The sequence below is a fragment of the Thalassospira sp. MCCC 1A02898 genome (assembly GCF_001618185.1).
GTDB classification, from domain to species: domain Bacteria; phylum Pseudomonadota; class Alphaproteobacteria; order Rhodospirillales; family Thalassospiraceae; genus Thalassospira; species Thalassospira tepidiphila.
The window spans coordinates 612356-633488 of sequence record NZ_LPXK01000001.1 but is presented as its reverse complement, the minus strand read 5'-3'; the positions used below and the strand labels follow the sequence as shown (position 1 = coordinate 633488).

General features: G+C 54.4%; 22 protein-coding genes. 7 read left to right on the top strand and 15 right to left on the bottom strand.

All coding sequences use genetic code 11. The features are described from left to right. Nucleotides 1–160 precede the first annotated feature (160 nt). The 3 genes from AUQ41_RS02915 to AUQ41_RS02905 all read left to right on the top strand — a co-directional run bounded on the left by AUQ41_RS02915 (nucleotide 161) and on the right by AUQ41_RS02905 (nucleotide 2062). A complete protein-coding gene (locus AUQ41_RS02915; protein ID WP_063086586.1) occupies nucleotides 161–1183 on the top strand; it encodes an NAD(P)/FAD-dependent oxidoreductase in 1023 nt (340 codons plus the stop codon). 36 nt (nucleotides 1184–1219) lie between these two features. Continuing rightward, on the top strand, nucleotides 1220–1618 hold the full coding sequence (locus tag AUQ41_RS02910; protein WP_063086584.1) for a GFA family protein: 399 nt from the start codon (nucleotides 1220–1222) through the stop codon (nucleotides 1616–1618). Nucleotides 1619–1789: 171 nt separating this feature from the next. Next, on the top strand, nucleotides 1790–2062 hold the full coding sequence (locus AUQ41_RS02905; protein WP_063086582.1) for a hypothetical protein: 273 nt from the start codon (nucleotides 1790–1792) through the stop codon (nucleotides 2060–2062). 76 nt (nucleotides 2063–2138) lie between these two features. Here AUQ41_RS02905 and AUQ41_RS02900 read toward each other — a convergent pair whose 3' ends face one another. Continuing rightward, nucleotides 2139–2603 (bottom strand): heme-degrading domain-containing protein, encoded by a 465-nt coding sequence (locus tag AUQ41_RS02900; protein WP_063086580.1) that lies wholly within the window; start codon nucleotides 2601–2603, stop codon nucleotides 2139–2141. A 131-nt stretch (nucleotides 2604–2734) separates the two neighbouring features. After that, entirely contained in the window at nucleotides 2735–4540 is a 1806-nt protein-coding gene (gene lepA / locus AUQ41_RS02895; RefSeq protein ID WP_063086579.1) for a translation elongation factor 4, read from the bottom strand. A 533-nt stretch (nucleotides 4541–5073) separates the two neighbouring features. Here lepA and AUQ41_RS02890 point away from each other — a divergent pair. Next, complete coding sequence (locus AUQ41_RS02890) at nucleotides 5074–7149, top strand: ATP-binding protein (RefSeq protein ID WP_063086577.1); 2076 nt, start codon at nucleotides 5074–5076, stop codon at nucleotides 7147–7149. Nucleotides 7150–7249: 100 nt separating this feature from the next. Beyond that, nucleotides 7250–7723, top strand: a complete 474-nt coding sequence (locus AUQ41_RS02885; protein WP_063086575.1) for a hypothetical protein — start codon at nucleotides 7250–7252, stop codon at nucleotides 7721–7723. Between the two features lie 79 nt (nucleotides 7724–7802). Here the strand turns inward: AUQ41_RS02885 and pheT are convergent, their stop codons facing one another. The 4 genes from pheT to rpmI all read right to left on the bottom strand — a co-directional run bounded on the left by pheT (nucleotide 7803) and on the right by rpmI (nucleotide 11972). Further along, nucleotides 7803–10211 (bottom strand): phenylalanine--tRNA ligase subunit beta, encoded by a 2409-nt coding sequence (pheT, locus tag AUQ41_RS02880; protein WP_063086573.1) that lies wholly within the window; start codon nucleotides 10209–10211, stop codon nucleotides 7803–7805. A gap of 4 nt (nucleotides 10212–10215) precedes the next feature. Beyond that, nucleotides 10216–11286, bottom strand: coding sequence for a phenylalanine--tRNA ligase subunit alpha (gene pheS / locus AUQ41_RS02875; protein ID WP_063086571.1), 1071 nt, complete (start codon nucleotides 11284–11286; stop codon nucleotides 10216–10218). A 114-nt stretch (nucleotides 11287–11400) separates the two neighbouring features. After that, nucleotides 11401–11757 (bottom strand): 50S ribosomal protein L20, encoded by a 357-nt coding sequence (gene rplT, locus AUQ41_RS02870; protein ID WP_008888574.1) that lies wholly within the window; start codon nucleotides 11755–11757, stop codon nucleotides 11401–11403. A 17-nt stretch (nucleotides 11758–11774) separates the two neighbouring features. Further along, the gene (rpmI, locus tag AUQ41_RS02865) at nucleotides 11775–11972 is read right to left on the bottom strand and encodes a 50S ribosomal protein L35 (protein WP_008888575.1); all 198 of its coding nucleotides are present in this window, start codon (nucleotides 11970–11972) and stop codon (nucleotides 11775–11777) included. A 253-nt stretch (nucleotides 11973–12225) separates the two neighbouring features. Between rpmI and AUQ41_RS02860 the strand changes: the two genes are divergently transcribed. Continuing rightward, a complete protein-coding gene (locus AUQ41_RS02860) occupies nucleotides 12226–13176 on the top strand; it encodes an AEC family transporter (protein ID WP_063086569.1) in 951 nt (316 codons plus the stop codon). A 64-nt stretch (nucleotides 13177–13240) separates the two neighbouring features. Here AUQ41_RS02860 and AUQ41_RS02855 read toward each other — a convergent pair whose 3' ends face one another. The 4 genes from AUQ41_RS02855 to AUQ41_RS02840 all read right to left on the bottom strand — a co-directional run bounded on the left by AUQ41_RS02855 (nucleotide 13241) and on the right by AUQ41_RS02840 (nucleotide 16699). Beyond that, nucleotides 13241–13645, bottom strand: coding sequence for a response regulator (locus AUQ41_RS02855; RefSeq protein ID WP_008888577.1), 405 nt, complete (start codon nucleotides 13643–13645; stop codon nucleotides 13241–13243). A gap of 51 nt (nucleotides 13646–13696) precedes the next feature. Beyond that, entirely contained in the window at nucleotides 13697–14212 is a 516-nt protein-coding gene (gene infC, locus AUQ41_RS02850; protein ID WP_008888578.1) for a translation initiation factor IF-3, read from the bottom strand. Between the two features lie 223 nt (nucleotides 14213–14435). Next, nucleotides 14436–15326 carry a glycosyltransferase family 9 protein gene (locus tag AUQ41_RS02845; protein ID WP_198155610.1) on the bottom strand — a complete coding sequence of 297 codons (891 nt, stop codon included), beginning with the start codon at nucleotides 15324–15326 and terminating at the stop codon, nucleotides 14436–14438. A gap of 140 nt (nucleotides 15327–15466) precedes the next feature. Next, nucleotides 15467–16699, bottom strand: a complete 1233-nt coding sequence (locus AUQ41_RS02840) for a glycosyltransferase family 4 protein (protein ID WP_232308290.1) — start codon at nucleotides 16697–16699, stop codon at nucleotides 15467–15469. 39 nt (nucleotides 16700–16738) lie between these two features. Between AUQ41_RS02840 and AUQ41_RS02835 the strand changes: the two genes are divergently transcribed. After that, the gene (locus AUQ41_RS02835; protein WP_063086565.1) at nucleotides 16739–17548 is read left to right on the top strand and encodes an alpha/beta fold hydrolase; all 810 of its coding nucleotides are present in this window, start codon (nucleotides 16739–16741) and stop codon (nucleotides 17546–17548) included. 38 nt (nucleotides 17549–17586) lie between these two features. Here AUQ41_RS02835 and AUQ41_RS02830 read toward each other — a convergent pair whose 3' ends face one another. The 5 genes from AUQ41_RS02830 to tsaD all read right to left on the bottom strand — a co-directional run bounded on the left by AUQ41_RS02830 (nucleotide 17587) and on the right by tsaD (nucleotide 20848). After that, nucleotides 17587–17922, bottom strand: a complete 336-nt coding sequence (locus tag AUQ41_RS02830; RefSeq protein ID WP_063086563.1) for a Rieske (2Fe-2S) protein — start codon at nucleotides 17920–17922, stop codon at nucleotides 17587–17589. Further along, nucleotides 17919–18332 (bottom strand): EVE domain-containing protein, encoded by a 414-nt coding sequence (locus AUQ41_RS02825; protein ID WP_063086561.1) that lies wholly within the window; start codon nucleotides 18330–18332, stop codon nucleotides 17919–17921. The genes AUQ41_RS02830 and AUQ41_RS02825 overlap by 4 nt, the downstream gene beginning before the upstream one ends. A 3-nt stretch (nucleotides 18333–18335) precedes the next feature. Further along, entirely contained in the window at nucleotides 18336–18614 is a 279-nt protein-coding gene (locus tag AUQ41_RS02820; RefSeq protein WP_008888584.1) for a YciI family protein, read from the bottom strand. Between the two features lie 102 nt (nucleotides 18615–18716). Then, a complete protein-coding gene (locus AUQ41_RS02815; protein WP_063086559.1) occupies nucleotides 18717–19721 on the bottom strand; it encodes an NAD(P)H-dependent glycerol-3-phosphate dehydrogenase in 1005 nt (334 codons plus the stop codon). Between the two features lie 68 nt (nucleotides 19722–19789). Further along, on the bottom strand, nucleotides 19790–20848 hold the full coding sequence (gene tsaD, locus AUQ41_RS02810; protein ID WP_063086557.1) for a tRNA (adenosine(37)-N6)-threonylcarbamoyltransferase complex transferase subunit TsaD: 1059 nt from the start codon (nucleotides 20846–20848) through the stop codon (nucleotides 19790–19792). Nucleotides 20849–21133: the final 285 nt, after the last annotated feature.

Genomic DNA, 21133 nt, shown 5'->3' with positions numbered 1-21133 from the left:
GAGGCGTGTGGTTCAAATCACGGCGCAAACCCGGAAAAAGGCCGGTTTACATTGCGATATCGTGTTCCAGATGCTATCTCGCTGCATAAGAAATCCCGCACACCGCCGGGCTTGGGGGCAGCCCCCTACCCAAATTTGATTTTATTTGGATGGAATAAGTATGTCAGACGCATCGCATAGCACAGATATTGCCATTATTGGCGCAGGCCCGGTCGGGCTTTTTGCGGTTTTCGAAGCCGGTATGCTGGGGCTTAAATCCCATGTGATTGACGCGCTTGATATGGTCGGCGGCCAGTGCAGCGCATTGTATCCGGAAAAGCCGATTTTCGACATTCCGGCCCATCCGCAGATCGCCGGTCAGGACCTTATTCACGAGCTAGCCAAACAGGCCGACCCGTTCGAGCCGACCTATCATCTGGGTCAGCAGGTCACCAAGCTTGAGAAACGCGATGATGGCCGCTTCACGCTGGTCACCACCAAGGGCACGGTGATTGATGCCGGTGCGGTTGTGATTGCGGCTGGTTGTGGTGCCTTTGGCCCGAACAAACCGCCGATGGATGGCCTTGAAGAGTATGAAGGATCGGGTGGCGTTCAGTATTACGTCAAACGTCGTGCCGACTTTGCCGGCAAGAACGTCGTGATTGCCGGTGGCGGTGATTCGGCTGTCGACTGGGCCCTGTCGCTGCATGACATCGCCGCCAAGGTGATGGTGGTTCATCGTCGCCCGAAATTCCGTGCCGCCCCTGACAGCAGTGCAAAACTGCAGGCGCTGGCTGAGGCGGGCAAGATCGAGATGGTCATTCCCTATCAGCTTAAGGGGCTTAAGGGTGAAAACGGCATTCTGTCACACGTGGTTGTCGCGACGCTGAAGGGCGAGGAGCGCGAGCTTGAAGCCGATCACCTTTTGCCGTTCTTTGGTCTTGCTATGGAACTCGGTCCGATTGCCGATTGGGGCCTTAATCTTGAGAAGAACCATATCGGCGTAAAACAGGCGACGATGGAAACATCCGTCCCGGGCATCTTTGCCATCGGCGATATCGCAACCTACGAGCACAAGCTGAAACTGATCCTGTCGGGCTTTGCCGAAGGTGCGAGTGCGATCCACGCCGCACGCTCCTATATGTTCCCGGACAAGGAATTCCACTTCGAATATTCGACCACGACGGGTGTTCCGAACGAATAACCCGACATTTGGTCAAAGTTTCAAAGGAAGCGCACCATGACCACAAAACATCCCAAACATCCTGGGGGTTGTCTTTGTGGCGCGGTGCGCTTTGTTGCATCCGGGGACCCGATTGGCAGCAATCACTGCCATTGCGACATGTGCCGCAAGGATAGCGGTTCGGGTGTTTCGACCTTTGTCGCGTTCCCGACCAATGCCGTCACATGGGATGGCAAGCCGCGCGAATATGAAAGTTCGCCCGGCAAATATCGCGGATTTTGCCCAACATGCGGATCAAGCATCACCTGGCGCAAGGGCGATGATGACAGCTTCATCGATTTCCGATTGGGCACCTTTGATGACCCAAGCCGGTTCAAGGCCAAAAAGCATCTTTGGATGCGCACGGCACTGCCGAGCTTTGCCGGAATTGATCCGGAGATTGAGCATTTCGATTAAGCGCGACGATCCTTGGGGCATTTAAAGTACTGAAGCTCGTTTCTGCCAAACTGGTGACATTACAGGTACCGGACAAAAGAAACTTGTCTCTGGCCCTCGGGGCTCAATCATGACAGGCTGCAAAATTCTACCAAGAGTAGAATTCGCACATATCACCATCAGGGGAACGAAATGAGCGACCAGGATCAGGACGACCAACCGAACAGCCGCCGAAAAATGAATATGCGCAAACTGATGCTGTTTGGATCAGGTACGCTTCTGCTTGGAACCTTACTGATGATGGTGACATTCCAAACCACCTTTCAGATGATGATGCATGGACGTTCTGCCGGCAGCTTCATCATTGTCATTGGTACAGCGGTTGCGATCGGCCTTTTGGTCGCTGGTTCGACCATCATATCGAAATGGGTGTCCCGCAAGGTTGAGGCTATTCTGGAAGAGTAAGCTTGGCCTCTTGCGCGGCTTCGCCGTTCGACGTCAAGTATTTCACAAATATAGCGTCTAGAAGTTCGGCTATGTCTTAGAGCTTCACCGACACGCCAAGGTGCTCGGCCAAAACGCTCACGATCATGCCGTGATCTTCGTGCGATGCGAGGCCGGATACTGTAATCGCGCCTATCACGCCGACACCGGCAACACGGACCGGGAAGCTGCCGCCGTGATCGGCATAGTCGGCAAAATCGATCCCGTGATCGGCAAGGGTTTTGCCCTTGGCCTTAAGCTCCGCCCCAAAGCGCATCGAGCTTTGATGTTCACGTAGCACCAGATTGCTTTTGCGCCGTGCCCAAGCATCGTTGGCCGGTTTGGCCCCGGCAAGCGATGCGTGAAACAGGGTGCGGTCCGGGGTGCGGATATTGATGGTAACCGGAGCGTTTTTGGCCTGTGCGACGCCGACGAGTTTGGAGCCGATTGACCAGGCGGTGTCTTCGTCAAAGCGATCAAACACCAGAATTTCTTCCTGCTTGGCGAGCAATTCCAGATCCATCGGGGCCTCCTTGGGCAATTGGTTGGGCTGCGTCCATCCATAGCGCAGCAGGTTAGCCTCTGAAAACAGCAAAGAAAAAAGGCTGCATCAACAATGTGATACAGCCTTTGTTTAGAAATCGTAATTTCGACTTACTTGTCGTCGCCCATCTTGAGCGCGTTGATAAAGGCCGATTGCGGAATTTCGACCTTGCCGAACTGACGCATCTTTTTCTTACCTGCCTTCTGTTTTTCAAGAAGCTTACGTTTACGCGAAACGTCACCGCCGTAACATTTCGCCGTCACGTCCTTACGGAGTGCTGATACGGTTTCACGGGCAATCACCTTGCCACCGATGGCGGCCTGAATGGCGATGCGGAACATCTGGCGAGGGATCAGGTCCTTGAGACGCTTACAGATCTCACGACCACGGTATTCAGCCGCCGAACGGTGAACCATCAGGGCCAGTGCATCGACCGGTTCTTCGTTCACAAGGATGGAAACCTTGACCAGATCGCTTTCATCGTAACCCGCGATCTCGTAATCGAAGCTGGCATAGCCGCGAGAAATCGACTTCAGACGGTCATAGAAATCAAACACCACTTCGTTGAGTGGCAGTTTATAAACCGCCATCGCGCGGTTACCAACATAGGTCAGGTCAAGCTGAACACCACGGCGTTCGGTGCAAAGGGTCAGGATGCCGCCAAGATATTCGTCCGGCACCATGATGGATGCCTTGATCCATGGTTCTTCAATGGCCTTGATCTTGGTAACGTCCGGGAAATCAGCCGGGTTATGCAGCAGGATTTCTTCGCCCTTGCTCAGCGTGATCTTGTAGGACACCGACGGTGCGGTGGTGATCAGATCAAGCTCGAACTCGCGTTCCAGACGTTCCTGAATGATTTCCAGATGCAAAAGACCCAGGAAACCACAACGGAAACCAAGACCAAGTGCGGTCGAGTTTTCCGGTTCGAACTGGAAGGACGCGTCATTGAGATGCAGCTTTTCAAGCGCATCGCGCAGCACTTCATATTCACTGGTATCAACCGGGAAAATGCCACAGAACACAACCGGGATGGACGGTTTGAAGCCGGCCAACGGCTTTGCGCAGGGACGTTTTTCTTCGGTAATCGTGTCACCGACTTCACATTCGGCCACGGTTTTCATACCGCAGTTGATAAAGCCGATTTCACCCGGCCCCATTTCATCAATCGCAAGCGGCTTTGGCGTGAACACACCAACGCGTTCGATCTGATGGGTGACCTTGGCGTTCATGAAGCGGACTTTCTGACCCTTTTTCAGGGTGCCTTCCTTCACGCGCACCAGAATCATCACACCGAGATAGGTGTCATACCAGCTATCAACCAGAAGAACTTCAAGCGGTGCGTTCGCATCGCCAGTCGGCGCCGGAAGACGGTGCACCAGTGCTTCAAGCACATCAGGCACGCCCAGGCCGGTTTTGGCCGAGATCATCACAGCATCAGAGGCATCGATGCCGATCACTTCTTCGATCTGTTCCTTGACCTGATCGGGTTCGGCTGCCGGAAGGTCAACCTTGTTCAGGACTGGGACGATCTCGTGATTGTTTTCAATTGCCTGATAGACGTTGGCAAGGGTCTGGGCTTCCACACCCTGTGCTGCATCAACCACAAGAAGCGACCCTTCGCAGGCAGCGAGCGAGCGTGACACTTCATAGGCGAAGTCAACGTGGCCCGGCGTGTCCATCAGGTTGAGCGTATATTCCTGCCCATCCTTGGCGGTGTATCTCAGTCGCACGGCCTGGGATTTGATGGTGATGCCACGTTCACGTTCGATATCCATCGAATCGAGAACCTGATCGGCCATTTCACGTTCGGTCAGGCCACCGGTCAACTGGATCAGGCGGTCGGCCAGGGTTGATTTACCGTGGTCGATATGGGCGATGATCGAAAAGTTACGAATGTTCTTAAGGTCAGTCATTTTTGGCTGCTTCTGGCACTAAAATTGGCTGGCATTTCGCCGCGTGGCACATTGTTTCGAAACGGTGTGATCACCAGATACCCGGTTGATACATAACGCGCAAATCGCATTCTTTCCAATATCCCCTGCCCCGTCAGCCAGCCAATTTCGGCAGCGACATCAGGCCTTTCGCATCACGGATGCGAAAGAGCACGATCGGAAAAACCAGCATTGCGTGATCATTGCATCATTCGGGAAATCGGTTCTGATATATCCCGGATCAATCACCAGCGGGTTTATAGGGGTTTTTGCACGGAATTAGAAGCGTTGTGTTATGTTCACGGCGTCTGCGAATAACCTGCAGTCTGGCACGGCCATCACTTGTCGGAACGTGATCACGTTATGGGTCCTGGTCACAAGATGTCGGGTGCATCCCAAAACAAGCCTTTAACGCTTACATTCATTTGTTTGCATCCTTTTCAACCGCGCGAAAAGGTCTTAAATTTCAAGGTTGAGGAAACCATAACTCTGTCTGGCAGGGGCACGCCAATAACATGTTCATAATGTCAATCGAGCCATCCCTGTCCCGGCGCAGTCTTGTCAAGTTGCGCAAACGGCTAGCCGCCTTGACGCTGACGGGTGTGTTTGTCCTGCTGTTTTCCTTCTTTTTCATTCAGAAAACGCTTTATGACAGCGCGGTCGAGCACGCCAGTGCCCAACTTGAAGCAACCGCCTTTCGGCTGGGATCGATGTTGTTGCTTCATAATGATGTCGACCTGCAAAAGATCGTGGCGGACAATTCCGACATTACCGTTGGGCTGCTTGATAACCAGCTTAACCAGATCAAGGGCTTTATCCCGCCGCATCTGATCGGTGATCTGGGCGACTATATCAGCACCCAACAAACTGATCGCGATTCCCTGGTCTGTGTTCACAGCAGCGAAGTCATGGTTCTGGCTTATAGCAAACTGCCACAAATCGACCGGATCGTGGTGGCCTATACGCCGCGCAGCGCGCTTTTGAATAACTGGCGCGATGCTTTTATCCTGCACGCGCTGATGTTTGTCATGGCGATGACCATTCTTTGTGGCCTGGCGGTCTGGTTATGGCATCGCCTCAAACGGCAGCACATGCGTGCTGCCCATCTTGCCGAACATTTCAGCGACACGGAAAATACCTTGGCGGAATGCGGCTGTGCCGTGATCAGTTGGCCGGTGGAGACCACCGACGGAAAACTGACGGCGCAACTGAACTGGCCGGAAATCCTTGGTCCGACAGCCGAAAACATCGAACCGACCATGACGGATTTTCTTGACCGGTTGTCATCGGAGTCCCGCACAAAGCTTCGCGGACCGCTGATTGACAATGTCTGGCAGGATGCCCGGATTGGCACCATGGTCGATATCCGCACAGCCAAAAACCAGATGCAGCGTTTCTATCTGATGGCGCATCGCTACAGCGAAGACAGTCGGGAATTTATTTCGGTTTTGCTTCTGGAAACTGCGGCCCAACAGGAACTGTGCCATCCGTTTGAAACCTACCTGCGCCATACACCGGAACCGGCCATTGTGGTCAATCAGGATGGCATCCTTAAGGGGTTTAGCCCCGCCCTGGAAGAGCTGATGGGTTTGCCGGTGCATGACATCGTCAACAAACCTTTCTTTATGCTGTTCGTTCCCGAGGACCAACAAACCGCGATGACGGCCATGCGCCAGAAAAACGGCACTGCGACGATCAGTGATGGCAAATCAATCCTGCGCGTACTCGACCGCAAGGGCAATGTTCGCTGGCTGGCGTGGCATTGCGTGGGCCCATTTGACGAGATGATCTTTTGCAGTGCGCGTGATGTGACGGAGTTTGTCGAAAATGCCAACAAGCTGCGCGACACACTTGATCAGCTCAAGCGCAGCAACGAAGACCTCGAACAGTTTGCCTATGTGGCATCCCACGATCTGCAACAACCGCTGCGCATGGTCGCCAGCTATACGCAACTTCTGAAGCAGCGTTACAGTGGCAGCCTTGATCAGGAAGCCGACGAATATATCGACTTTGCCGTCGATGGCGCCAAGCGCATGCACAAGCTGATCAGCCACCTGCTTGAATATGCCAAGACCGGAACGCGCGAAGATTTCGCACCGATTGACTGCAATCAGGTGCTCAACGAGGCGCAAGCGGACCTCAAGGACGTGATTGGCCGTGAACATGCGACCATCACCCATGACGATCTTCCGACCGTCAAAGGTGACCGGATTGCCCTGTCGCGGCTGTTCCAGAACCTTTTATCCAATGCCATCAAGTATCGCCGCCCGGGCGTATCACCGCACATATCCATCACGGTCGAACCCGACCCGGTGATGCGCGACTATTGGCGTTTTTCAGTGCGTGATAACGGTATTGGCATTCACCCCGAGCATGCACAACGGATTTTCCGCCTGTTCCAGCGCCTGCATAAGGACGAGTTTTCCGGAACGGGACTTGGCCTGTCTCTGTGCCGCAAGATCGTTGAACAGCATGGCGGCCGCATCTGGCTTGATACCAGCCGACCGCTCAGCGACCCGGGCACGACCATCATCTTTACGCTTCGGGTTTACCAAGCCGAGGCATCCCGCATTGGGCAAAACAATCCTTGAACGGCTCATAACATTGCAGCATGGCAAGCATATTGCTTGAGACTGAGAGTTAGACGGGCAGACAGGTAAAAGCTGCCCTGTGCCTGTTATGGAGCGTTAGATGTTCAAGACCATGATCCTGTGCCGCCCTGTATTCAAATCTGTTCCGGTGATGCTGGGCCTTTTGGCGCTCAGCGCATGTGGATCGGACATGCGCACCATGAATGACAGCCACATGCAGAAACTGGCTTATTACTTCGCTGAACATGAGCCGAGCGAGCCACTGCCGCGGGGCTGGCGCCGGCTGGATGGCGCAGAAATCAATTACCGTTTTGCAAACGAAACATATGCCGTCTATTCAATTGACGAGGACGAGCAGCTTCTGGTTATGCATCTGTATGACGATGGTACGGGTCGACTGGAAGCCGATGATGATCGTGAACGTTGCGAATGGAACAGCATGGTCGATCAGCTGACCATCGAATGCGACGACACCGATATGGAATGGCATGTCTTTACCAATGGGCCGGATCTGATCGCGCTTGATCTGGATGAGGACGAATACGCCATCCTGCGCAAACGCCCCGGTCGGTAAATTTGACCGATACCCCACAAACAAAACGGGCTGCCCAACATTGGAGCAGCCCGTTTTTATTTGTATCTTTGGCGAAAGATCAGGCGCGCAGAGAGCCAGCCGTGGCTTTCTCAACCGCTTCGACAACCTTTTTGCAGACCGCTTCAATTTCTTCTTCGGTCAGAGTTGCCTTGGTCGGCTGCAGCGTGATCGAGAAGGCGAGTGATTTCTTGCCATCCTCAATCCCTTTGCCGGCATAAAGGTCAAAGATCGTCACATCCGTGATCAGATTACGATCGGCACCTTTGGCGGCCTTGATGATCGCCTCTGCCTTCACAGCTTCATCGAGCAGGAAGGCAAAGTCGCGTTCGACCGACTGGAAGCTTGATGCGTTCAAGGCCGGACGGGCCGTGCCCTTTTTCTTGGGCATCGGTACGTTTTCAACAAACAGTTCAAACGCGACAACGCGGCCTTTGACGCCAAGCGCCTTAAGCACTTTTGGATGCAATTCGCCGAAATAGCCAAGAACATTTTTCGGACCCAGCTGCAGGGCTGCCGAACGGCCCGGGTGATACCATTCCGGTGCACCATCGGTGTTGACCTGAACATTGGCGGCACTGGTACCCAGTGCTTCGATCAGGGCTTCGGCATCGGCCTTGACGTCAAAGACGTCGACATCACGGCGTGAACCGGTCCAGCTGCGCGGGGTTGTTGCACCGGAACGCAAGCCTGCGGCCACCAGACGCTGATCGCCCGGCTGATCGCCAAAGAATTCCGGACCAACTTCAAACAGCGCCAGATCGGAAAAACCACGGGCCTGGTTACGACCGGCCGCCGCAATCATGTTGATCAGGGCGTTCGGACGCATGATATCAAGGTCGGAACTGATCGGATTGGCCAGATACAGACCGTCTTTGAGTTCACCAAACAGCTTGGCCCAACGCGAGTCGGTAAATGACCAGGTCACGGTTTCATAAAGACCGCGTGATGCCAGAACGCGGCGGGTCAGGCCAACGCGTTTCTGGAACGGCGACAAAGCCGGAACTGGCAGGCTGGTTTCACGTTCCAGCGGGACAGTCGGGATTTTGTCATAACCGACAATGCGCAAGACTTCCTCTACCAGATCGGCTTCACCGATGATGTCCGGACGCCAGGTCGGTGCGACGGCGGTAACAACTGGTGCAGAACCGCTAATCTCAAAGCCCAGCGATTTCAGGATTTCAATCGCACGATCTGCTTCAACGGTCACGCCGCCCAGCTCACGAATACGATCAAAGCGCAGATCAAAGGCGTTGCGCGGATTTGGTACTTCGCCCGCCTTAACGACATAGGATACTTCACCCCCGCAGATCTCGGTGATCAGATGGGTGGCAACTTCCATGCCCCAGGCAACCGACTGCGGATCAACGCCACGCTCAAACCGATAGCGCGCATCGGAATTGATCTGAAGCTTACGACCGGTCTTGGCGATGCTGATCGGATCGAACAGTGCGCATTCGACAAACACATTGGTCGTTTCTTCAAGGCAGCCAGTTTCTTCACCACCGATGATACCACCAATGCCCAGTGCCTTTGCCTGATCGGCAATCACCACCATGGAGTCGGAAAGCGCGTATTCCTTGTTATCAAGGGCTGCGATCTTTTCGCCATTGGTCGCGTAACGCACATTGATGTCGCCCGACAGTTTGTCGGCATCAAACACATGCAGCGGACGGCCAAGGTCATGAGTCACAAGGTTTGTGATATCCACCAGAGCGGAAATCGGACGCAGCCCAATGGCTTCCAGACGGGCTTTCAGCCATTCCGGGCTTTCGGCGTTTTTCACACCGCGGATGTAACGGCCATAGAAGGCCGGAACTGCATTGTTGGATGCGATTTCGCTGCTGATCGTAACGCCAATCGGGCTGTCAAACGCACCAGTGACCGGCTCTTGGCGCGGATCGGCCTTAAGCGTTCCGATGCCCGCAGCCGCCAGATCGCGGGCGATCCCGCGCACACCGGTGCAATCCGGACGGTTCGGGGTCAGGCCGATTTCAAGGATCGGATCATCCGCACCAAGGACAGACGCAACCGGCGCACCGATTTCGGCATCTTCAGGCAGTTCGATGATGCCGTCATGGTCTTCACCAAGGCAGAGCTCACGGGTGGAGCACATCATACCCTGGCTTTCGACACCACGGATCTTGCCCGGCTTCAGTTTTGAGCCATCAATCGGAATGATCGCGCCCGGCTGTGCCAATGCGACCTTAAGTCCGGTACGGGCATTCGGCGCACCACAGACAACCTGAATGATCTTCTCGCCAGTATTGACGCGGCAAAGCTTCAGGCGATCAGCATCCGGATGTTGTCCGGCTTCTTCAATGTGGGCAACACGGATGTCGGCAAGGGCTGCCGCGCGGTCGGTCACGCCTTCGATTTCAAGACCGATATCGGTCAGTTTTTCCGCAACCACCTCAATCGACGCATCGGTATCAAGGTGCTGTTTCAGCCAATTCAGTGTGAATTTCATAGTCTCAGCCCCTTACCATGTTCGGTACATCCAGCGGCACGAAACCATAATGTTTCAGCCAGCGCAGATCGGTATCGAAGAAGGTGCGAAGATCGGGAATGCCGTATTTCAGCATGGCGATACGTTCGATCCCCATACCAAAGGCAAAGCCCTGATATTCTTCGGGATCAAGGCCACAGGCGCTCAGCACGCGCGGATGAACCATGCCGCAGCCAAGAATTTCCAGCCAGTCGTCGCCTTCACCAATCTTGAGCTCCCCACCTTTGCGCGAACAACCGATATCCATTTCGGCACTCGGCTCGGTGAAGGGGAAGAAGCTTGGACGATAGCGCACCGGCACATCATCAAGTTCGAAATAGGTTTTGACGAACTCAAGCAGACAGCCCTTGAGGTGACCCATATGGGTTTTCTTGTCGATCACCAGACCTTCGACCTGATGGAACATCGGCGTATGAGTCATATCGCTGTCAGAGCGATAGGTACGACCCGGCGCAATGATGCGGATCGGCGGAGTTTTGGACTGCATGGTCCGGATCTGCACCGGCGAGGTGTGCGTTCTCAGCACAAGGCGCGATCCATCTTCCTGTTCGGGCAGATAGAAGGTGTCCTGCATTTCACGCGCGGGATGTTCCGGCGGAATGTTCAGTGCGGTAAAGTTATGGAAGTCGTCTTCAACATCCGGGCCTTCGGCCAGGGCAAAGCCCATTTCGCCAAAGATCGAAACGATTTCATCAATCGTCTGGCTGATCGGGTGAATGCGGCCCGCGGTTTCATCCGGACGCGAGGACAGGGTGACGTCAATCCGCTCGCCCGACAGACGCGCCTCGAGGGCGGCATCTTCAAGGGCAGTTTTACGGGTTTCGATTGCGCCAGCGACCTGGTCCTTGACGGCATTAAGCGTCTGACCAAATTCACGACGCTGGTCAGGGTCCATCTTGCCAAGGTTTTTCATCAGGCCGGTAATGCGGCCTTTCTTGCCAAGGGCGCTGATGCGGACGTCTTCAAGCGCGGTCAGATCCGCTGCCTTTTCGACTTCCGCCAGAACCTCTTCGCGCAATGCTTCGATGTTTTCCATAACTTCCGACGCTTTGGCTTGGGTTTAAAAATCACAAAAAGAAAAGGGACGGCCAATATGGCCGCCCCTGATCAAATCAGGCAAGTGCCGATGAAACCTTTTTACAAAGGTTTATCAGTCCAGTGCAGCCTGCGCCTGGGTGACCAGAGCTTTGAAAGCTTCCGGCTCACGCACTGCGATGTCGGCAAGAACCTTACGGTCCAGTTCAACACCAGCCTTTTTCAGGCCATTCATGAACTGGGAATAGCTCAGACCGTTCTCACGTGCGCCAGCGTTGATACGCTGAATCCAGAGCGAGCGGAACTGGCGTTTCTTAACGCGACGATCGCGGTATGCATACTGCAGACCTTTTTCCACAGCCTGAACGGCGGTGCGGAAAGTATTGTTGCGGCGACCGCGGTAACCCTTGGCAGCCTTAATAACCTTGCGGTGACGAGCGTGTGAAGACACGCCCCCTTTTACACGAGCCATTTAACTCTCCTTCAACCTTAACCGTACGGCAGGAATTTTTTGACGATGCGGGCATCTGCGTCACAGAGAATCTCCGTGCCACGTGCCTGGCGCTTCATCTTGGTCGGTTTCGCAGTCAGAAGGTGGCGCTTGTTTGCCACGTTGTGACGGACTTTTCCGCTGGCGGTCAGGCGAAAGCGTTTTTTCGCACTCGCTTTGGTCTTCATCTTGGGCATTTTTCTATCCTTGCAAAAGCAATGAAAACGAAATCCCCTACGGCGGCTGGGCATGCCCTGAAGGATTTATATAAACCTTCCAGCCTCACCACCTGTTTTGGGGACGGGTGGTTATAGACTCCGACTTTATCTTTTTCAAGGGCCAATTCAGCCCTTTCCCCTTGCTTTTTGGGACATTGAGCCGCCATTGTGCGCAGGCACCACTTTTTCAGACCCAATCCATCATCGCGCATTTTGCCATCTGACTGATCACATGTCGCAAATCACATCAATCATTTTGCCATTCTTTGCACTGATCGGCCTTGGCTGGGTTGGCGGCAAGTTCAAGATCGTATCACCCGACGGGATGCGCGGCATCAACGGGTTTGTGTTCTATTTTGCGCTGCCCGCCCTGTTGTTCAAGGCACTTGCAACCCGAAGCCCGTCAGAGATTTGGCAGCCTGACATCATCCTCGCCTATGGCGGCGGTACTCTTGTGGTTTATGGCATTTCGCGGCTCATCGCCTCGCGCGTGTTCCACCTTGATCCGGCCAGCCAGACGCTATTTTCCTTTGCCGGAACCATGGGCAATGTCGGCTTCATGGGGCTTCCGCTTATCATCGGGTTGCTTGGCCCACTGGCGACTGTGCCGCTGATTGTCGCGCTTGCAGTTGATTTGATTGTGATGCTGCCGCTCTCCCTTTTGTTGCTGGAAGGGACAAAGCACGCCAAGGGCAGCCATCCGACAGGCAAGATCATCAGAGGCACCCTGACGAACCCGGTTGTGCTTGCAATTATCATCGGCGTCCTTGCAAGCTTGCTTGATCTTGAATGGCCCGACGGCGTCGACTACTTACTGGATTTGTTGGGGCAAAGTGCAGGCCCGGCGGCATTGTTTGCCATTGGCGTTGCGCTGGTTGGGCGACCGATTGCCGAAAAGCGCGCCGAACTTGCCACCATGTCGGTTGCCAAACTGATTGTGCATCCGATTGCGGTATTTATCGGGTTTTGGATTGTTGGCTCAGCAAGCGGGCTTGAAACAAAGGCCGTCTTGTTACTGGCAGCTCTTCCGACAGCGGGAAATGTGTTCGTGATAGCAACGACCTATGACCGCTATATCGTGCGCAGTTCCTCGATCGTGCTGGTGACCACCGCACTTGGCGTGGTCAGCTTTTCCATCTTCTCGGTCTATATTGAGACGGTTGTCGGGTGGCTTGGCCAGTAAAAGGGTCGAAGCAGCCTGAGATCAGAAAGAATATCCGAAAACATCATGAGGCTTCAGGCAACGGTCAGATTGCGGTCTTGATGGTATGAGCCCGACCGATCCATTTTTCGATTCGGCTCATCAGTTTTTCGCGATTGATCGGTTTCAGTACGAAATCATTGCCGCCGGCGGCAACACCACCCCGCAGGTCTTCTTCACCCTGACGCGCCGTGACATAAATGATTGCGCAGGCCAGATCGGGAAACTGGGTCCGGACATTAATTGCGGTCTCGAACCCGTTCATGTCAGGCATCATGATATCCATCAGAATGATGCGCGGACGTTTGGTCTTGAGAAGTTTGAGAAGATCCTTGCCAGAGGAAACACCCTGAAACGTAAACCCGCCGCTTTCGACGATTCGTTTCAGAAGAACCAGACTTTTGGGGTCATCATCGACGCCCACGATCAAAAGATCATTTCCGACTGGCATGGCATTCCCTCTTTGGCTTGAACCTTGGGGTAAAAGGCAAAACGCCGCGTCTTAACGCGGCGCCAGTACCATAATCATAACACGGCCTTCCATCTTTGGCATCATCTCCGGTTTTGCGAGGTCCTCAAGGTCCCCCGAAAAACGCTGGAGCATGCCAAGACCGAGGTCCTGGTGAGCCATCTCACGTCCGCGGAAACGCAACGTGACTTTCACCTTGTCTCCACCGCCAAGAAACTTCTGCGCTGCACGCAGTTTGACGTTGTAGTCATGGATATCGATGTTCGGACGGAGTTTGATCTCCTTGACCTCGATAACCTTCTGTTTCTTTTTGGCCTCGTTCTGCTTCTTGCTTTGTTCGTATTTGAACTTGCCGTAATCAATCAGCTTGCAAACTGGCGGCTCGGCATTCGGAGCGACTTCGACAAGATCAAGTCCAGCTTCCGCTGCCATTTCAATGCCTTCACGCACCGTCATCGGGTCGGACATGTTGCCTTCAGAGTCAACAACACAGATGGAACGGGCTTTGATATCCTCATTGACGCGCGGACCTTCCTTGGTCGGCTGCATCGGTTTGCGTGGTCGTGCTATGGATAATCTCCTATGGTCATCAAACAAATCGGTTAGAAACAGAAAAACACGCAAGGACGTTCAGGGATGTTTTCCTTGAAACCTGACCTAGCATATCCACGTGCGTTCAGAAAGCAATGATTTTAGGCAATTACAGCGCCCTCAAAGCGCCATTTTCCGCGCCTTTGTCCGAGATCGCCAAATTACGCGGAAACCTGAATTTTTAGTCTGTCAAATCGAGACGTTCGCGAATGACTTCCATCACCCGGTTAACTGTGAGTTGGCGCAGATCACTCTCGCGTACAATACTGACTGCATTCGGCCCATGACCGCGTGGCGCACTGAGTTTCGGATCTGAGTCACGCGAAAACAATACAACTGATGGAGCTCCGGCAGCGGCGGCGATATGCATTGGCCCTGTATCATTGCCAATCGCCAGAACCGAACGCGCTGCAAGCGATGCAATATCAAGAAACCCGGTACGACCCATCAAATTGCGTGCCTTCGGGCACATCTGATCAATCCGGTTCAGAACATCTGCTTCGCTATTGGTTCCGATCAGAACCGGGGTCAACCGATAGTCTGCAAGTTTCTTGGCAAGAAGACCGAACCGCTCAGCCGGCCAGCGTTTTGCAGGGCGATGCGGCGCGCCGCCTGGGCATATCAGAACAAACGGGCTTCGAATGCCAAATCGGTCAAGATCGATGTCCGGGCCAGAAATAAACGGCGCCGGAACATTCTTGATACCGGCGTCCGCAAGTTGCTCTGCAACGCGGTCAATCGTATGCATGGTGTCGCGGGTCGGATTGGCGTGCGGGTGAGAGCATCCGCGCGCAATCCCTGACCACTCAGGCCTGGGTCCCGGCCAAAACAGTTTATAATAAAAGCCGGTCCGGTCGGACGTTTGCAGATCGTACACCCGGTCAAAATTACCGTTCCGAAGAAAACGTCGCAGCGCCAAGACTTCACGCACGTTGCTCAGCTTCGGGCGACGGTCGATGGCGATTGAGTCAAAAAAACCACAGGCCTTTACCAGATCGACATAAGGCCGCATGGTCAGCACCGTGATATGCGCATCTGGATGGGCGGCACGGATGGCCGCAAATGGACCCATCGCCAAGACGACGTCGCCAAGGGCAGAAAGTTTGATGACAAGTATGCGTTCGCGTTTGTATTCTGCTTTTGCGACAACAGCGGAATCATCCCGATTGGAATTTTGCACGTCCTCAGACGAAGTTTCGGCCTTATTATCCATTATGCGGCGTTCCTACTGACGCGCTTCAGTGCCTTGGCATAGACGTTCAACGTTCTCTCAGCCATTTGCTCAAGCGAAAACTCGGCAATAACATGATCACGTCCCTTGGCCGCCAGCTTGGCACGTTTTTCAGGGGTCAGATTCAAGACTTGGACAAGAGCCCGTGAAAGTTGATCAACCTCACCCGGGCTAACCAGCCAACCGGTCTCTCCAGGCAAAACTGTTTCCATCGCCCCACCATGCGCCGTTGACACAACCGGGCGGCCCATAGCCTGCGCTTCAGAGGGGATACGACCAAAAGCCTCCGGCTGAGTTGATGGACAGGCCACAACATCAGCAAGCATGTAGGCAGCTGGCATATCGTTGCAGTGATCAACAATGTGAACGACATCTTGTAAACCAAGCTTACGCGTGATCTCCAAAACTTCCTCGCGATAGCCTGTGCGGCCCTGATCGGATCCGACAATGAGACAGCGAACCTTGCGGTGTCCAAGTGCCTCAAGAACGGCCGGCAGTGCCTTTATCAGGAAACCATGCCCCTTCCAGCGCGTGATCCGCCCCGGCAGCATGATGACATATTCCTCACCATTCAAACGCCACTGGTTGGAAAGCGCAATCAGGCGTTCCTGACTGACATTTTCCGGATTAAACAGATCCACATTCGTCCCACGCGGTACGATATTGAGGCGATCCGGATCGACCTTGTAATATTTGTTGATGTGATTGGCGATGTGCTTGGAAATCGCAATCACCTGATCACCCATGGTCATGATCGCGTTATAGCGACGCTTGAACGGGTTGTTGTATCCGGAATAGGTTCCGTGGAAGGTCGTCACAAACGGAATGCCGGTCTTGCGCGCCGCAAAATACGCACTCCAGGCCGGGGCACGTGAACGGGCGTGAATGATATCGACACCCTCTTCACGTATCAGCTTGACCAACGCATCGATATTCTTGCGCATGGTCAGGATGTTCTTTGATTTAAGCGGCAGGGTGATGTGCTTGGCTCCAAACCGATCCAGTTCGCGTTCGAGCCGGCCACCCTGGGATGCGACAAGCGCCTTGCCACCGCCATCAACAATTGCGCGCGCGATATCAACTGTTCCGCGCTCCACACCACCGGCATCAAGTTCGGGAAGCACCTGTAAAATAACGGCAGGCCGATAGTCCCCACCTTGCGCTTGGGGCTCTGATCGATAGACTGTTTCTGTCATTACTTCTGACGCGCTCATGCAACTCCAACCATCAACACCCAAGGACATACGCCCCGGATGACCCATGACCTGCCAACGCCACAGCCTGCAAAGCCCGAATATCTCAACCGTCCAGATGGCTTAAAAATCGCATACCATCACGTGCCGGGCAAGCCATCTGACGTACAGGCGCACAATACACCCAGTGTAATGTTCCTCGGCGGGTTCATGTCAGACATGACCGGCACCAAGGCAACCCACCTTGAGGCGCACTGCATTCGGCAGGGGGTGGCTTATACCCGCTTTGATTACACTGGTCACGGACAATCGTCGGGCAAATTTGCCGACGGCACCATCGGTCAGTGGGCACATGATGCCATTGCAGTTCTTGACGAAATCACCTCTGGCCCGCAGATTCTTGTCGGTTCTTCGATGGGCGGCTGGATCATGCTTCTCGCAGCCCTCGCCCGACCGGAACGCATTGCTGGATTGGTTGGCATCGCCGCTGCCCCTGACTTTACCGAAGACCTGATGTGGGCGCAGTTCAGTGAAGAACAGAAAAACACCATTACGGATAAAGGCGCACTGATCGAGCCGACCGAATACGGTGATGATCCTTATACGATCACTCACGATCTGATTGAGGATGGCCGAAACCAGCTTTTGCTGCGCAAGCCGATTGACCTGAAATGCCCGGTTCGACTTGTTCAGGGCATGCAGGACCCGGATGTGCCGTGGCAGACAGCGATCCGCCTGACCGAGGCGCTGGTATCTGAGGATGTCCGCGTGGATTTGATCAAGACCGGCGATCACCGCCTTTCTGAGCCAGATCAGCTTGACGTGATCACCAAGCATATCGACGACGTGATCGCAAAGACGGCGGGATAATGCGCCGTCTCGCATAAATTACGTATGGCGATAGACGATCAGGCCAGAACGACCTGATCGTCTTTTATTTTCACTGCAACCGGTTCAAGCGCATCGCCCGTGCACGGACCTGAAACGCATTCGCCATCCTCGATGCGAAAGCGTGCGCCATGGGTTGAACAGATGATTTCATCGCCAAAGTCGCTGATGAATTCGTCGGGCTCCATATCCAGCGGCACACCGATATGCGGACAGCTGTTGATGTAGCAAAAAACGTCATCGCCACTGCGGACAACGAAAATACCGGTACCACCAAGATTAAGACCCTTGGCGCCGGTGGCATCGAGATCGCTGAGCGCGCAAAGTACCGTGCCGGACGCAGGCAAATCACTCATGGGTCGACCCCGCCCATCTCGCAGATCGCCGCCCAAGACGCGTCATCAATTGGCATGACAGACAATCGTGATTGTTTGAGCAGGGCGAGATCAGAAAAGCGCGGATCGGCCTTGATATCGGCAAGGGTCACCGGCGTTTTCAACGGTTTGACCGTTTCGAAATCCACTTGAACAAACTTGCCCTTTTCGTCGGTCGGATCCGGGTAATATTCCCGGACCACTTTAACAATGCCGACAATGCGTTTTTCATTCACCGAGTGATAAAAGAACGCCTTGTCGCCGATTTTCATCGCGCGCAGGTTCTTGGCTGCCTGATGGTTACGTACACCATCCCAGCCTTCGACACCCTTCTTGACCTGATCGTCCCACGACCAGCTTCCCGGTTCGGTTTTGACCAGCCAATACGCCATGGATCAGAAGACCTTCTTGAACGGACGAATGACAACGGATTCGAACAGGCCAGCCTTGGCATAAGGATCATTGGCAGCAAATTCGCGCGCATCTTCGATGGCATCAAACTCGATGATAAAGACCGAGCCATTCATGCCTTCCATATCGGGATCAAGGGTCGGACCCGCTGCAACGATACGATCAGCAAAACCGCCCTTGATATAGGCCAGATGGTCTTCGCGATTGGCCTTGCGCACATCAAGATGGCCGGGCTTGTCAACACAACGGATGTAGAAATGCATGAACGGTTTCCTGCTTCTTTATGGGTTCAATATTCATAAATTGACAGAAGCCCCGCGCATTCTCAAGCCGAACTGCGCGGTCAATAACCGCAAGGCCAGAATTTAATCGGCGTTTTCAAGCTCATCACGGAACGGGCGCTGCAACAGGGCATTGATCGTACTGCGCAGATCCGCATTGTGATTGGCAACCTGATCAACCGCCGCACAAATCGGCATTTCGACACCATATTTGCTGGCAACAGCGGTGATGGATGCCGCGGTATGCACGCCTTCGGTCACGGACCGACGTTCGGCCAGAATGTCCTGTGCCTTGCGACCTTCACCAAGTGCGACGCCAAAGGTGTAATTGCGTGATAACGTGCCGGTGCAGGTCAGGGTCAAGTCACCAAGACCCGCAAGTCCCAGCATGGTTTCAACCCGGCCACCCATGGCAACCGCCAGACGTGACATTTCGGCAATACCACGGGTAATCAGGGCTGCACGGGCGTTGTCACCCAATTTCAGTCCGGCCACCACGCCACTGGCAATCGCCAGAACGTTTTTGATCGCACCAGCCACCTCAACACCAGCGACATCGGTACTGAAATAGGGACGGAATTCCGGCGTGCCGATCAACTCGACCAGGCGTTTGCCCAGGGCACGATCTTCACAGGCCAGCGTGATTGCGGCTGGCAGGCCGATTGCAACCTCCTTGGCAAAAGTCGGCCCCGAAAGGACCGCCACCGGCACGTTTCCGAGGGTTTCAGAAACGACCTGTGCCATCAGCGCACCGGTTTCCTTTTCAATGCCCTTGCAGCAAATTACCGCCGGGAGCTGATCTGGCCAATGCGATGACAATTTGATCAGGGTTTCACGCAAATGCTGCGCAGGCGTCACCAGCAAGACCGCATCAGAATCACGCAGACCTTCGTAATGCGTAGTGGCCCGCAAGGCACCCGGAAGCTCTATACCTGGCAGGTAAAGATCGTTCTCACCTTTGGTGTTGATCCGATCAGCCAGTTCTTCGTTGCGCAAAATCAGTTCAACGTCTTCACCGGCCCGCACAGCCTGCACAGCCAGGGCCGTTCCCCAAGCACCGCCACCCACAACTGTAATGCGCTTTTTCATGATGTTTGTCCGGCAAAAATGAAGTTGTTTCGAGGATCGGCAAATACGTCAAACGCGCTGGATGGGCCTTACGCCTTGACCCCGGCACCCGGGCGTTTGGGGGCCTCAGGATCCAGTGGCCAGCGCGGACGCGGCTTGAAATCAAGATCATCGCGCTCACCCAGACGGAACCGCTCCAGACCGGCCCATGCAATCATCGCGGCATTGTCGGTGCAAAGATGAAGCGGCGGTGCGACCAGTTCCATCCCGGCCTGATCGGTCAGTTCCACAAGACGCCCACGCAGATACTTGTTGGCCGCAACCCCACCGGCAAGCACCAGCGTTTTGCCACCGGGGTAATCGCGCATGAATTCAAACACGGCATTGCGCGCGCGATCAATCAGGGTATCACCCACCGCACGCTGGAAAGATGCGGCAAGGTCGGCTTTGACTTCTTCCGTCTGTTGTTCGACTGGGAAGCCATCCAGATAAGTCCGAACGGCTGTTTTGAGGCCCGAGAAGGAGAAATCGCACCCCGGCCTTCCACGCAATGGGCGCGGCAAACCGAACCGGTTCGGATCCCCCTTCGCGGCGATCTTTTCAAGCGCCGGACCACCTGGGTAACCAAGCCCCATCATCTTGGCGGTTTTGTCAAACGCCTCTCCGACCGCGTCATCAATGGTTGTGCCGATGCGCTTGTACTTGCCAACGCCCTCGACAATCAGGACCTGACAATGCCCACCGGACACCAGCAACAGCAGATACGGAAATGCGACGTCGTCGGTCAAACGCACAGTCAGCGCGTGACCTTCCAGATGATTGACGGCAAGAAACGGTTTTTGGGCGGCAAAGGCAATCGCCTTGGCCGTCATGGTACCAACCATCACGCCACCGATCAGCCCCGGCCCCGCGGTGCAGGCCACGGCATCAAGATCATCAAAATCAACACCGGCATCATCCATGGCCTCGGCCACCAGACGATCAAGATGTTCAAGATGGGCACGTGCGGCAATTTCCGGCACCACCCCGCCATAGGGTCGATGATCGTCAAGCTGGGACAGCACACGGTTAGCCAGAATTTCGCGCTTGTCGTTCACGACAGCAGCGGCCGTTTCATCACAGCTTGTTTCGATACCCAGAACGATCATGATCCTGATCCGTTTTACCAACTCTGCCGACACGGACGGCAATCGGAATCCTATTACAGGTGTGACGATGATGTAGCGGAAAGTTCATGCGCTTTCCACCCCCGTGCAGCGCAAATGCCATATGCAGTTATCGCGCTTCACGAAGGCAGCGAAGATTTTGAACCGCGACCTAAATCAATGCAGCCCAGTTTCGAGCGATTACAATAACCGAAAATTCAGCCTTTTGCCGATGGCAATAGGCTGCCCGCAGACCTTGTTTTTAAACAGTTTTAAGACTAAGACTTC